Origin of the sequence: Marinibacterium profundimaris (genome assembly GCF_002210095.1) — a bacterium.
Taxonomy (GTDB): domain Bacteria; phylum Pseudomonadota; class Alphaproteobacteria; order Rhodobacterales; family Rhodobacteraceae; genus Marinibacterium; species Marinibacterium profundimaris.
Map to the genome: position 1 here is coordinate 503,768 of NZ_AQQR01000003.1, position 13,556 is coordinate 517,323.

The window sequence follows — 13,556 nt, forward strand, 5'->3', positions numbered from 1 at the left end:
CCCGGAGACAATTCGCAAACAGGGACAAGACATCATGACGATCAGAACGCTATTGCTTGCTTCCGCGGCACTTGCCGGCCTGTCCGGCGCCGCCACGGCCGAGAACGTCCTGAAATGGGGCGCCAACCGCGATATCGGCTCGCTCGATCCCTATTCCTACGGTGACAGCTTCACGATCAACGTGCTGAACCACGTCTACGAGGGGCTGGTCCGCTACAACGAGGACCTGCAGATCGAGCCCGCGCTGGCGGAAAGCTGGGAGATTCTCGACGATCAGGTGACCTGGCGCTTCAAGCTGCGCGACGGCGTGACCTTTCACAACGGCAATGCCTTCACCGCCGAGGATGTCGTGGCCTCGCTGGAACGCGTCAGCCACGAGACTTCGCCGCTGAAGGGCAACCTGCCGGCCTATGTCTCCTCCGAGATGGTCGATGACCGGACAGTCGACATCACCCTGAACGGCACCTACCCGCTGCTGCTTAACGACCTGACGAACATTCATATTTTCGACAAGGACTGGATGGTCGAGAACGGCGCCGAGCTGCCCACCGACATCGGGTCGGGCGTCGAGGGCTATGCCACCTACAACGCCAACGGCACCGGGCCCTTCATCGTGGAAAGCCGCCAACCCGATGCCAAGACCGTCTTCGTGGTGAACCCCGACTGGTGGGACGAGCCGCAGCACAACCTCGACCGGATCGAGCTGACACCGGTGACCTCGGCCGCGACCCGCGTGGCGGCGCTGCTGTCGGGCGAGATCAACTTCACCAATGACGCGCCGGTGCAGGATCTTCCGCGGCTCGAGGCCGCGCCGAATGTCGAAGTGCTGGAGGGCGTCGACCTGCGCACCGTCATGATCGGCTTTCCGTTCCGCGACACGCTGGTGTCGGGCGAGCCGAACCCGTTCAAGGACAAGGCGGTGCGCGAGGCGCTTTACAAGGCGATCGACCTCGACCTGATCCACCAGCGCGTGATGCGCGGCAAATCCCGTATCGCGGGCGCGACCGTGGCGCCGCCGATCCCCGGATATGCTGAGGAACTGGATACACTTCCCGGATACGATCCGGACGCCTCGAAGGCGCTGCTGCAGGAGGCTGGTGTGCCCGAAGGCTTTTCCTTCGAGTTCAATTGTCTCTCGGACGGGCTGGTGAACGAGGAACAATTCTGCCAGGCGATCGCCTCGATGTGGTCGCGGATCGGGCTGGCCCCGCAGCTGGACGTGGCGCCGCGCGCGGTGCAGACGCCGAAGCGGACCAATGGCAAGACCGATGTCTACACGCTGGGCTGGGCGACGCTGCCGATGCTCGACGCCTATTCGCCGCTGCTGCAGATCTTCCATTCCAAGGAAGGCAATTCGGGTGTCTTCAACTGGGGCGGCTGGTCCTACCCGGAGCTGGACGCGCTGATCCAGGAGGCCGGCCAGGAGCTGGACGTCGAGACGCGGCTGGGGCTGGAAACGCAGGCGCTGCAGATCGTCAAGGACGAGATGCTGATGATCCCGCTGCACCAGCAGCCGATGGCCTGGGCGGTCACGGATGACGTGACGGATATGCCGCTTTTCCCCGACAACAAGCCGCGGCTCTGGTTCGCGCAGGTCGGCGGCGAGAGCTGAGGGTTTCGGATCTCTAACGCGATCCGACCCGCCGGGGGGCTTCGCCCCCCGGACCCCCCAGAGGTATTTCAGCCAAGAAGAACGAGGGGCGGATCGCTCTGCCCCTGATCCTCGAGCCAGTTGGAGCCGGACATGCTCGCCTTTCTGATCAAGCGCTTTGCCAATGCGGCCTTCGTGATGCTCGCGGTGGCGTTGCTGGCCTTCACCATCTTCCGGTTCTTCGGGGACCCGGTGGAGATGATGGTCAACGAACAGGCCACCCAGGAGGATCGCGCCGAGCTGCGCGAGCGGCTGGGCCTGAACGACGGCTTCGTAACGCAGTACACGCGGTTCGTGACCAATGCCGTGCAGGGGGATTTCGGGATCTCCTACCGCAACCAGCAGGACGTGATGGTGCTGATCGGCGAACGCTTCCCGGCGACCTTCGAGCTGGTGCTGGTGGCGACGATCCTGTCGCTGGTGATCGGAATCCCGCTGGGTGTGATCACCGCCGTCCACCGCGAGAGCCGCATGGCCAATGCGCTGCAGCTGGGGTCCATCGTGGGGGTGTCGCTGCCGTCCTTCGTGGTGGGGATCATGCTGATCCTGGCGTTTTCGGTCAGCCTGGGCTGGCTGCCGGCCTTCGGACGGGGCGAGACGGTGGATATCGGCTGGTGGTCGACGGGGCTGCTGACGTCCTCGGGGCGGGCCGCGCTGGTGCTGCCGGCGCTGTCGCTGTCGACCTTTCAGATCACGCTGGTCATGCGGCTGGTGCGGGCCGAGATGCTGGAGACGCTGCGCACCGATTACGTGAAATTCGCCCGCGCCCGCGGCGTGCCCGCCGGCCGGGTGCATTGGGTCCATGCGCTGCGCAATTGCCTGATGCCGGTGATCACGCTCACGGGCATGCAGATCGGCAACCTGATCGCCTTTGCACTGGTGACCGAGACGGTGTTCCAGTGGCCCGGCATGGGGCTGCTGTTCATCCAGGCGGTGACCTTCGTCGATATCCCGGTGATGGCCGCCTACCTTATGCTCGTTTCCTTCATCTTCGTCGCGCTCAACACGATCGTCGATGTCACCTATGCCTGGGTCGATCCGCGCCTGCGCGACGACACCGCCAAAGCCGGAGGGGCCAATGGCTGAGATATCCCACATGACGCAAGAGACACGTCCCGCCAAACCGACCATCCGCACCCGTTGGCAGGCGATGCGAGAGAGCGACCTCTGGTATTCGTTCCTAAGCCATCCCAGCGCGATCTTTGCCGCCTGCCTGCTGGCGCTGGTGGCGCTGAGTGCGATCCTGGCGCCGGTGATCTCGCCGCAGGATCCCTATGATCTGGCAGCGCTCGAGCTGTGGAACGCCGAGATCCCGCCGATCTGGAAGGACGGCGGCCAGTGGCCCTACCTGCTGGGCACAGACACGCAAGGCCGGGATATCCTGTCAGCGATCCTTTACGGCTCGCGGATCTCGCTGATCATCGGTTTCGCCTCGGTTCTCGTGGCGCTGGCCGTGGGGCTGAGCCTGGGTCTCATCGCCGGGTATTTCGGCGGCTGGGTCGACAACGTGATCATGCGGCTGGGCGACGTGCTGCTGTCGATGCCCTTCATCCTGATCGCCATCCTGATCTCGGCCATGGCCACCGCCGCCCTGCCCACGGGGCTGAAGGATGTGCTGGCCGCGCCGATCCTGATCTTCGCCATCGCCGTGCCGTCCTGGGTGCAATATGCGCGGACGGTGCGGGCCTCGGCCATGGTCGAGCGCAAGAAGGAATACGTGCAGGCCGCGCGCCTGATCCGGGTGAAGCCCTGGCGGATCATGCTGCACCACATCCTGCCCAATTGCATGACGCCGATCATGGTGGCCGCGACGCTGAACTTCGGCCTCGCAATCCTGTCCGAGGCGACGCTCTCGTTCCTCGGTGTCGGGATGCCGCCCGATCAACCCAGCCTTGGCACCCTGATCCGGATCGGCAACCAGTACCTGTTTTCCGGCCTGTGGTGGATCGTCGTGTTCCCCGCCGTGCAGCTCTGCCTGATCGTCCTGTCGGTCAACATGATCGGCGACTGGCTCCGTGATGCCCTCAACCCAAAACTGAGATGATTATGACCATTCTGAAGAACGTCCGCCCGATGGGCGCCACCGCCACCGACCTCTACATCGCCGACGGCAAGTTCGCCGACAGCGCCGACGGAGACACCATCGACTGCGGCGGCCGCATCTTGATCCCCGGCCTGGTCGAGGCGCATACCCATCTCGACAAGTCGCTGCTGGGCCTGCCCTGGTATCGCAACGAGGTCGGGCCGCGCCTGATCGACAAGATCACCAACGAGCGCGAGGTGAAGGTCTCGCTCGGGCTCGACCCGCAGGTGCAGAGCGAGCGGCAGGCGATCCAGTCGATGGCCTATGGCACGACGCAGATCCGGTCCCACGTGGATGTCGACACGCATCACGGGCTTGCGGGCATCGAGGGCGTGATGGCCACGCGCGAGAAGCTGAAGGGCTATGTCGACATCGAGATCGTGGCCTTCCCGCAATCCTCGATGATGCCGCGCCCCGGTACGGTGGAGCTGATGGACGAGGCATTGGCGCTTGGCGCGGATATCGTGGGCGGGATCGACCCCTGCGGGATCGAGCGTGACCCCAAGGGCCACCTGGACGCAGTGTTCCGGCTGGCCGAGAAACACGGCAAGCCGATCGACATCCACCTGCACGAGCGCGACGCCATGGGCGGGTTTTCCATGGAGGAGATCATCGCGCGGACCATCGCGCACGGGATGCAGGGCAAGGTCACGATCAGCCATGCCTTCTGCCTTGGCGCGCCGGATCGCGACTACGTGGCCGGGCTGCAGGAGCAGCTGGCCGAGAACCGCATCCACATCGCCACCACCGCCCCGGCCTCGGCCCCCGCGCCGCGCGTCAAGGAACTGGCCGAGCTTGGCATCCTGACCTGCGGCGGCAATGACGGCATCCGCGACACCTGGGGGCCCTATGGCAACGGCGACATGCTGGAACGCGCCATGTTCATCGGATTGCGCAACAACCTGCGCCGCGATGACGAGGTCGAGCTGGCGCTGGATATCTGCACCTATGGCGGCGCCAAGGTGATGGAGACGGAGGGCTACGGGCTGGAGATCGGCTGCCACGCCGATTGCGTGCTGGTCGAGGGCGAGACGCTGGCCGAGGCCGTCGCCCTGCGCGCCCCGCGCAAGATGGTGATGAAGGCCGGCAAGATCGTGGCGCAGGACGGCAAGGCCGTGATCAAGGCGCCGTGACACGCAAAGCCCTCTCCGCCCGCTGGGTGATCGGCCATGAAAACGGCGCCCATGTGATCTTCGAAAACGGCTGCGTCGTGATCGAGGGCACGAAGATCCTGCATGTCGGCCCCGCCTTCGAAGGCGAGGCCGAGCGGATCGACTACGGCGAGGCGATCCTGTCGCCCGGCTTCATCGACCTCGACGCGCTCTCGGATCTCGACACCACGATCCTGGGCTATGACAACGGCCCGGCGTGGAAGAAGGGCCGCGTCTGGCCGCAAAGCTACATCGAGCGCGACCCCTACGAGATGTATTCGCCGGACGAGCTGGCCTTTCAGAAGCGCTTTGCCTTCGCGCAGCTGATCCGCAACGGGATCACCACGGCGCTGCCCATCGCCTCGCTCTTCTACCGGGAATGGGGCGAGACGGTCGCGGAATTCGAGGCGGCAGCACTTGTGGCCGACGAGATGGGCCTGCGCGCCTATCTCGGCCCCGCCTATCGCACCGGCGGGCAGGTCACGGACAGCAAGGGCAACATCCGCCCGGTCTATGACGAGGCACGCGGGCTGGAGGGCCTAGAAGAGGCCGCCGCCTTCGCCCGCCGCATAGACGGCACGGCGCAGGGGCGCCTCCGCGCCATGTTCGCCCCCGACCGGATCGAGACCTGTACCGAGGCACTGCTGCAGCGCACCCATGCCATCGCCGCCGAGATGGGCGCCCCGGTGCGCCAGCATTCCTGCCAGTCGCCCACCGAGCTGCGGCTGCTCCAGGATCAGCACGGCACCACCCCCATCGACTGGCTCGACCGTATCGGCGCCATCGGTCCGAACTGGCTGCTACCCCATGGCACACATGCCTCGGACCGCGATTTCGCGCTGATGGCCGACCACGGCGCGACGCTGGTGCATTGCCCGCTGGTCTCGGCCCGCCACGGCGGTCTGCTGCGCAGCTTCACCGCCGCCAGCGCGCAGGGTATCAACATCGGCCTCGGCACCGACACCTGGCCGCCCGACATGATCCTGAATATGCAGGTCGGCATGATGACCGGCCGCATCGCCGAGACGCAATCCGCCCTCACCTGCGCCATGATGTTCGACGCCGCGACCCTCGGCGGCGCCAAGGCGCTGGACCGTCCCGACCTCGGCCGCCTCGCCCCCGGCGCCTGCGCCGATATCACGGTGATCGACCTCTCCCGCACGCTGCAGACCACGGACCCAATCCAGACGATCATGACCTCGACCTCGGGCCATGACGTCCGCGATGTCTGGATCGACGGGCGCCGCGTGATGGCCGACCGCGAGATCCCCGGCTTCAGCGACGCCGATTACACCCGCGCGCAGCAGCAATTCGACGGGCTCATCGCCAAGTACCCCGACCGCACCGCCGGGCACCCGCCGGTGTCCGAGATCTTCACCCCCAGCTACCGGAGGGCCAAATGACCGACACCGTCCTGGACGTCCGCAACCTGCGCGTCGAATTCCCCACCCGGCGCGGCGTGCTGACCGCCGTCGATGACATCTCGCTGACCATCGGCAAGGGCGAAATCCTTGGCGTCGTGGGCGAATCCGGCGCCGGCAAGTCGATGACCGGCATGGCCATCCTCGGCCTGCTGGAACCGCCCGGCCGCATCGCCTCTGGCGAAATCCGCCTCTCCGGCGACCGCATCGACACCCTCACCGAGCACCAGATGCAGAGCGTCCGAGGCCGCCGCATCGGCGCGATCTTCCAGGACCCGCTGACCTCTCTCAACCCGCTCTTCAAGGTCGGCGACCAGCTGGTCGAGACCATCCGCCTGCATTCCACCCTCACCCGCACCCAGGCCCGCACCCGCGCGCTCGACCTGATGCGCGAGGTCGGCATTCCGGCGGTCGAGGAACGCATCGACAATTACCCGCACCAGTTCTCGGGCGGCATGCGCCAGCGCATCGTCATCGCGCTGGCGCTCTGCGCCGAACCGGAACTCATCATCGCGGACGAGCCCACAACCGCGCTTGACGTGTCGATCCAGGCGCAGATCACCGCGCTGCTGAAGCGCCTTTGCCGCGACCGGGGCACCGCCGTGATGCTGGTGACCCACGACATGGGCGTGATCGCCGAAACCGCCGACCGCGTCGCGGTGATGTATGCCGGCCGCCTGGCCGAGCTGGGCAACGTCGAGGATGTCGTCCGCCGCCCGCAGCACCCCTATACCGCGGGGCTGATGGGCTCGATCCCCAGCCTGCGCAAGGACATGCACGAGCTGCAGATGATCCCCGGATCCATGCCCCGTCTCGGCGCGATCCCCTCGGGCTGCGCCTTCAACCCGCGCTGCCCGCAGGCCGGTCCGAAATGCCGCCGCGACATCCCCCGCTCCGACGGCCCCGGCGCCGCATGCTGGCTGGCCCTGACAGGAGAGACCGCATGACCCGACCGATCCTTGAAGTGGATGCGCTGGAACGGCGCTTTGACGTCTCCGCCCCCTGGCTGAACCGAGTGCTGGAGCGCAAGCCGCGCCGCACGCTGCGTGCCGTCGATGGCGTGGATTTCGACATCATGCCCGGCCAGACCCTTGCACTGGTGGGGGAATCCGGCTGCGGCAAGTCGACCATCGCCAAGCTGGTCACCGGGCTGCACGCACCTTCAGGCGGCAAGATCCGGTTCAACGGCGATCCCGAGAAGATGCAGATGATCTTCCAGGATCCCTTTGCCTCGCTCAACCCGCGCTGGCGGGTGGGCCGGATCGTGGCCGAGCCTTTGCGCACCCTGCACCCCGAAACGCCCGACGCTCAGGTCACCGCGCGGGTCGAAGAGCTGTTGCGCACCGTGGGCCTGTCGGGCGCCGATGCCGCGAAGTTCCCGCATGAATTCTCAGGCGGTCAGCGGCAGCGGATCTCGATCGCTCGCGCACTGGCTGGCGAGCCGGAATTCCTGGTCTGTGACGAGCCGACCTCGGCGCTCGATGTCTCGGTCCAGGCGCAGGTGCTGAACCTGATGAAGAAGCTCCAGCGCGAGATGGGGCTAACCTATCTGTTCATCAGCCACGACCTGTCAGTGGTGCGTCACATGGCCGATGTGATCGCGGTGATGTACCTGGGCCGCATTGTCGAGATCCAGCCGACAGGCGACCTCTTTGCCAACCCGCTGCATCCCTATACGCGGATGCTGCTCGACACGATCCCGGACCTTGAAAGCCCAAAGCGCGACCGCGCGCCGATGGGCGGGGAAGTCCCCTCGCCCGTGTCGCCGCCCTCGGGCTGTTCGTTCCATCCCCGCTGCCCCCTGGCCTTCGACCGGTGCAAGCGGGAGCGGCCGCAGCGCGAGGTCCACGTTCACGACCGCCGTGTCGCCTGTTTCGCCGCCGCGGAAGACCGGCAGGAGAGCGCCCATGTATGACGAAAGCTTCATGGCCCGCGCCATCGAAATTTCGGCCGAGGCGCTGGAGACACCGGGCACCGAACCCTTCGGCGCCGTCGTGGTGAAGGACGGCCGCATCGTCGGCGAAGGCATCAACCGCTCGGTCCTGAACCACGATCCCACCAGCCATGGCGAGACCGAGGCGATCCGCGACGCCTGCCGCAACCTCGGCACTGTCGACCTGCGCGGCGCGGCGCTTTATTCCAGCTGCGAGCCCTGCCCGCTTTGCGTCGCGGCGATGCTGATCGCCGGGGTGTCGGAGCTGTATTACGCCGCCGACATGGCCCAGGCCGGCGCGGCCCTGGGCGATCTGCCCGAGGCCGCCCGCTTCCCGATCGACGTGGATCACATGCTGTCGCAATGCGGCCTGCCCGCCCCCGCGCGCAAGATGACCAGCGCGCAGCATCGATCGGCCCCGGCGGCAGAAATTCTGCATCGCTGGGCCGCAAAGGCGCGCGAGCGGGGCTGAGGCAAACGGCCAAATCCCGGGCATCCTGCGCGGAATGGGGCACCCGGTGGGACAAGCGCCGGGCGCGGCGACCGCAAGCGCCGGAAAAGCTGTCGGGGCTCAGTCGCAGCGGCTAGTTTTCTCTTGAAGTCCGGGGTCTTGCCCCCCCGCCGGAGATCCGCCCCCGGTCGGGGTGCGGCGCGCCCGGCCACCCAATCTCAAGGATCCGCCCGTGACCCGATCATCTCATGACATCTGCTCTCTCTCCGGCGCCGAACAGGCGCGGCTGATCCGTCAGAAGGCGCTCTCCCCCGTCGAGCTCATGGACGCCGTGATGGACCGGATCCACGCTCTGGAGCCCCGGTTGCATGCCTTCTGCACCCTGACCGAAGACAGCGCCCGCGCCGGGGCGAAGGCCGCGGAACAGGCGGTGATGGACGGCGCCGAACTGGGGCCGCTGCACGGGGTGCCGGTGTCGATCAAGGACCTGATCTGCACGAAGGGCGTGCGCACCATGCTGGGTTCCGAAGCCTATGCAACCCATGTCCCCGACGAGGATGACATCGTCGTCGAACGGGTGAAGGCCGCGGGCGGGATCATCCTGGGCAAGACCAACACGGCCGAGCTGGGCTATGGCGCGGTCGGCCACAACAATGTCTCTCCCACCACCTGCAACCCCTGGGACCTGGACAAGACCCCGGGCGGGTCGAGCGCCGGCAGCGCTGCGGCGGTGGCCGCCGGCATGGGCGCTCTGACCCTGGGTAGCGACGGCGGCGGGTCGATCCGCAGCCCGGCCTCCTTCGCCGGGCTCTTCGGGATGAAGGCGTCGTTCGGGCGCGTGCCCGCCTATCCCGGGTGCCGCGATCCGCGCTATCCCGGCCTGTCGTCCTGGGAAAGCACCGAACATATCGGCCCGCTCACCCGGACCGTCGAGGACAGCGCGCTGATGCTGTCGGTCGTCTCGGGGCCGGATATGCGCGACCGCCATTCGCTGCCCGGGCCGGAATTCGACTGGTTCGAGGCGATGCGCGGCGGCCTGAAAGGCAAGCGGGTCGCCTATACGCCCGATTTCGGCGGCTGCCTCGTCGACCCGGAGGTCCGCGCGCTGACAGCCAAGGCGGCACAGGTCTTCGCCGAGGAATTCGGCTGCGAGGTGGTCGAGGATGCGCCGGATCTGAGCGACGTGCTGGGCCTGCACTGGATGATCATCATGGCCGACAGCGATCTGGTGGGCATGCGCGGGATGCACGCGAAGGGCCAGATCTTCATGCCGCATCTGCGCGCGGCGATGGAGGCGACCTATACGGCCGAGGATTTCACCGAGGCCGCGAAGAAGCGGCAGGAGGTGGTGATCCGGATGTGGCGGTTCATGTCGCGATACGACCTGCTGCTGTGTCCCACCGTCGCCTACCCGGCCTTCGATATCGACACCTATGGGCCGAAGGTTATCGACGGCCAGCCGGTCACGGGGCCGGGCCTACCCTCGCTCTGGCCGTTCAACCAGACGGGCCAGCCTGCGGCCTCGGTCCCCTGCGGCTGGACGTCGGAGGGATTGCCCGTGGGCCTGCAGATCGCCGGGCGCCACCTGGACGATCCGCTGGTGATGGCGGCCTCGGCCGCGTTCGAGGCCGCGCGGCCCTGGGCGGATGCATGGCCAAGGATCGTGACGGATCTGACGGCGGCCTGAGGTCCGTTCAGACCTGCTTCGGCGCGCCCTTCTAGGTGCGGACGGCGTTGCCGATCCGCCCAAGGGCGCCGGTCACAAAGACATGTTGGTCTTTCATCGCGGGTTCTTTCCCTCGGTGTCCGTCAGCCGCGAGCGGCCTCGAATTCGGCGCGCACGGCGGGCATCAGGGTGGGATCCGTCACCAGGTCGATGGCGGTCAGCGCCATGGCCTTGGCGGCATCCAGGATGCAGGCCTCGGCCGCGGGCCCGACCGAGGCGGCGTGGAACTCGTGCGAATGGGGTGGCACGTCGCGGCCGGTCATGGCGATCTGCGGCTGGATCGTGGGAACTTTCCAGCTGACCGCGTTGGTGTCGCCGGACCAGGCGCCCGACAGCTCGTCGCGGCCCCGTGTTTCCCGGCCCAGTCCGCGCAACGCACCGTCGAACCTGCCGGCCATGGCGGCGTTGCTCAGCAGCGGCTGACCGACCGAGGGCGACCATTGCCGGTCAAGCCGGGCGCCGGTCATGCGCGCCGCACCTTCGAGACAGGCGTCGATGCGGGGTTTGACCGCCCTGACCGTGGCGGGATCGTTGGCGCGCAGGGTCAGCACGGCGGTCACGTGGTCGGGAATGACCTGCGGCAGGGTCCCGCCCTTGGTGATGATGTAATGCACCCGCACGTCCGAGGGCAGCTGCTGGCGCAGGGCCGAGACGCCATTCAGCGCGAGCAGCAGCGCATCGAGCGCGTTGATCCCCAGTTCGGGCCGGGCGGCGGCATGGGCGGCCTTGCCGTGATACGAGATCTCGACCCGCGTGGCGCCGACCGCGCGGGAATGGGCGATGTTGTCCATGCCGGGATAGATCAGCATCATCGCGTCGAGATCATCGAACCAGCCTTCGCTGCAGAGGATGTGCTTGCCGCCGCCGCCTTCTTCGCCGGGGGTGCCCATGATGATACAGCGCCCGCCAAGCGCGTCCACGACCGAGGCAAAGCCCAGGCCCGCCCCAAGCGAGGCGGCCGCAGCCACGTTGTGCCCGCAGCTCTGGCCGTAGACCGGCAGACCGTCATATTCGCAGAGGAAGGCGATCGAGGGTCCGGCCTGCTTCTGACCGCCGGTGCCGCGAAACGCGGTTTGCAACGTGCCCAGCCCGTGCGTCACCTCCAGCCCGGCCTCGTCCATCACGTCGCAGAGCCAGCCCTGCGCCTTGTATTCGTCGAAGGCCAGCTCGACCTCGGCGTGCATCTTGCGGCTGACCTCGATCAGCCGGTCGGCGGATTGGTCGATCGTGGCCAGCGCCGTCTCGCGCGCGTGTTCGGGGGTCATGCGGGGTGATGCTCGATCCAGTGGTTGGCGATGTCGATCCGTCGGGCGAACCAGACGCCCGGGAAGGATTTCGCGTATTCGATGAAGTTGTAGAGCGCCTGCGCGCGGGCCGGCTGACCGACGACGCGCATGTGCAGGCCGATGTTCATCATCTTCGGATGTGTCGCGCCTTCCTTGTAGAGCTGGTCGAAGGTGTAGCGCAGGTGCTCCTCGAAACTGTCGGGAGAGCCGAAGGCCCCCGTGCCGAAGCCGCCGTCGTTGTTGACCAGCGAATAGGGGATGATCAGGTGCGGCTTGCCGTGGACCTCTGTCCAGTAGGGCAGATCGTCGTTGTAGGCATCGCTGTCGTAGAGAAAGCCGCCCTCTTCCACCACAAGCTCGCGCGTGTTCACGCTGGGCCGGCCGCGGCAGTACCAGCCAAGCGGACGCTGGCCCATGGTGTCCTTCAGCGACGCGACGGCCAGGCGGATGTGCTCGCGTTCTTCGTCGCGGGTCAGCAGCGCCACGTCTTCCCAGCGCCAGCCGTGGCAGATCATGTCGTGGCCCTTCTCGCCGATCAGGCGGGCGGCCTTGCGGTTGCGCTCCATGGCGACGGCACAGGCGTAGAATGTGGCCTTCACGTCGAGCTCGTCGAAGATGTCCATCAGCCGCCAGTAGCCGGCGCGGGAGCCGTATTCGTACATGGATTCCATGGCGAGATCGCGCTCGCCATCGGGCCAGGGGCGGTAGGGGATTTCCGACAGCGCGCGTTCGCTGGCCGGGTCGCCGTCGCCCACGGCGGGTTCGGAGCCTTCCTCGTAATTGACCACGAGAGAGATCGCGATGCGCGCGCCGTCGGGCCAGGTGACCTTTGGCGGTTTACCGTTATAGCCGACGAGATCGCGCGGCGGGCCGGGGATGGTGTTGGGTGCGGTATCCATGTCGCCTCACGCGTCCTGTTGGATCGGCTGGACCGTGTCGGGATGATTGGCGATCCAGTGGTTGGCGATGTCGATCCGGCGGGCGAACCAGACGTCCGGGAAGGACTTCGCATATTCGATGAAATTGGCCAGGGCGAGCGCCCGTCCCGGGTGCCCGGCAAGCCGCAGATGAAGGCCGACGGACATCATCCTGGGATGCGTCGCGCCCTCCTTGTAGAGCCGGTCGAAGGCGGATTTCAGATGCCGCTCGAACTCCACCGGCGAGCCCATCCAGCCGGTGTGGATCTTCATGTCGTTGTTGGCGAGCGAATAGGGAATGACCAGGTGCTTGTTGCCGTCGACCTTCACGAAATACGGGAGGTCATCGTTGTAGGTGTCTGAATCATAAACGAAACCGCCCTCTTCCACGACCAGTTCACGGGTATTCACCGACGGCCCGTAGCGGCAGTACCAGCCCAGCGGGCGTTCGCCCGTCGTCTCGGTGATCGAGTCGATGGCGCGCAGAAGGTGCTCGCGCTCCTGCTCGCGGGTCAGCAGGGTCACGTCTTCCCAGCGCCAGCCGTGGCTCATGACCTCGTGGCCGCGGGGGCGCATCTCGGCGGCGGCGTCGCGGTTGCGTTCCAGCGCCTGCGCGCAGGCATAGAAGGTGCATTTGACGTCCTGCTCGTCGAAGACGTCCATCAGACGCCAGAACCCCACGCGAGAGCCGTATTCGTACATGGTCTCGACGCCCAGGTCGCGTTCGGTGATCGGCCAGTACGGGGGGCCGCCCGGTTCGCGGGTGGCGTCACCGTCGCCGATGGCCAGCTCGGAGCCTTCCTCGTAGTTCACCACAAGCGAGATCGCGATACGGGCGCCACCGGGCCAGCTGACCTTGGGCGGGGCGCCTTCGTAGCCGACCACGTCGCGCGGCGGCCCGGGAATGGGGGACCTGAGATGGGTCATGGGATGTCCT

The 13,556-nt window shown here is 66.8% G+C and carries 12 protein-coding genes; 9 read left to right on the forward strand and 3 right to left on the reverse strand.

Annotation, left to right across the window (positions count from 1 at the left end; genetic code table 11):
- Positions 1-34: 34 nt before the first annotated feature.
- The 9 genes from ATO3_RS10405 (at position 35) to ATO3_RS10445 (ending at position 10,377) form a co-directional block, all read left to right on the forward strand.
- Positions 35-1,612 carry an ABC transporter substrate-binding protein gene (locus tag ATO3_RS10405; RefSeq protein ID WP_088649770.1) on the forward strand — a complete coding sequence of 526 codons (1,578 nt, stop codon included), beginning with the start codon at positions 35-37 and terminating at the stop codon, positions 1,610-1,612.
- Positions 1,613-1,744: 132 nt separating this feature from the next.
- Entirely contained in the window at positions 1,745-2,737 is a 993-nt protein-coding gene (locus ATO3_RS10410) for an ABC transporter permease (protein WP_088649771.1), read from the forward strand.
- On the forward strand, positions 2,730-3,695 hold the full coding sequence (locus ATO3_RS10415) for an ABC transporter permease (RefSeq protein WP_332888691.1): 966 nt from the start codon (positions 2,730-2,732) through the stop codon (positions 3,693-3,695). Before ATO3_RS10410 ends, ATO3_RS10415 begins: the two co-directional genes overlap by 8 nt.
- A gap of 2 nt (positions 3,696-3,697) precedes the next feature.
- Complete coding sequence (locus ATO3_RS10420) at positions 3,698-4,867, forward strand: amidohydrolase family protein (protein ID WP_198963246.1); 1,170 nt, start codon at positions 3,698-3,700, stop codon at positions 4,865-4,867.
- The gene (locus ATO3_RS10425) at positions 4,864-6,288 is read left to right on the forward strand and encodes an amidohydrolase family protein (RefSeq protein ID WP_088649774.1); all 1,425 of its coding nucleotides are present in this window, start codon (positions 4,864-4,866) and stop codon (positions 6,286-6,288) included. The genes ATO3_RS10420 and ATO3_RS10425 overlap by 4 nt, the downstream gene beginning before the upstream one ends.
- Positions 6,285-7,253, forward strand: a complete 969-nt coding sequence (locus tag ATO3_RS10430) for an ABC transporter ATP-binding protein (protein WP_088649775.1) — start codon at positions 6,285-6,287, stop codon at positions 7,251-7,253. The genes ATO3_RS10425 and ATO3_RS10430 overlap by 4 nt, the downstream gene beginning before the upstream one ends.
- Entirely contained in the window at positions 7,250-8,221 is a 972-nt protein-coding gene (locus ATO3_RS10435) for an ABC transporter ATP-binding protein (RefSeq protein WP_088649776.1), read from the forward strand. Before ATO3_RS10430 ends, ATO3_RS10435 begins: the two co-directional genes overlap by 4 nt.
- Complete coding sequence (locus ATO3_RS10440) at positions 8,214-8,711, forward strand: nucleoside deaminase (RefSeq protein ID WP_088649777.1); 498 nt, start codon at positions 8,214-8,216, stop codon at positions 8,709-8,711. The genes ATO3_RS10435 and ATO3_RS10440 overlap by 8 nt, the downstream gene beginning before the upstream one ends.
- A gap of 211 nt (positions 8,712-8,922) precedes the next feature.
- Complete coding sequence (locus ATO3_RS10445; RefSeq protein ID WP_198963247.1) at positions 8,923-10,377, forward strand: amidase; 1,455 nt, start codon at positions 8,923-8,925, stop codon at positions 10,375-10,377.
- 122 nt (positions 10,378-10,499) lie between these two features.
- Here the strand turns inward: ATO3_RS10445 and ATO3_RS10450 are convergent, their stop codons facing one another.
- From ATO3_RS10450 to ATO3_RS10460, 3 genes are read right to left on the reverse strand one after another with little or no spacing between them, the layout of a single operon-like run.
- The gene (locus ATO3_RS10450; protein ID WP_088649778.1) at positions 10,500-11,681 is read right to left on the reverse strand and encodes an amidohydrolase; all 1,182 of its coding nucleotides are present in this window, start codon (positions 11,679-11,681) and stop codon (positions 10,500-10,502) included.
- Positions 11,678-12,601 carry an allantoinase PuuE gene (locus ATO3_RS10455; protein ID WP_088649779.1) on the reverse strand — a complete coding sequence of 308 codons (924 nt, stop codon included), beginning with the start codon at positions 12,599-12,601 and terminating at the stop codon, positions 11,678-11,680. The genes ATO3_RS10450 and ATO3_RS10455 overlap by 4 nt, the downstream gene beginning before the upstream one ends.
- Before the next feature lie 6 nt (positions 12,602-12,607).
- Complete coding sequence (locus ATO3_RS10460) at positions 12,608-13,546, reverse strand: allantoinase PuuE (protein WP_088649780.1); 939 nt, start codon at positions 13,544-13,546, stop codon at positions 12,608-12,610.
- Positions 13,547-13,556 lie beyond the last annotated feature (10 nt).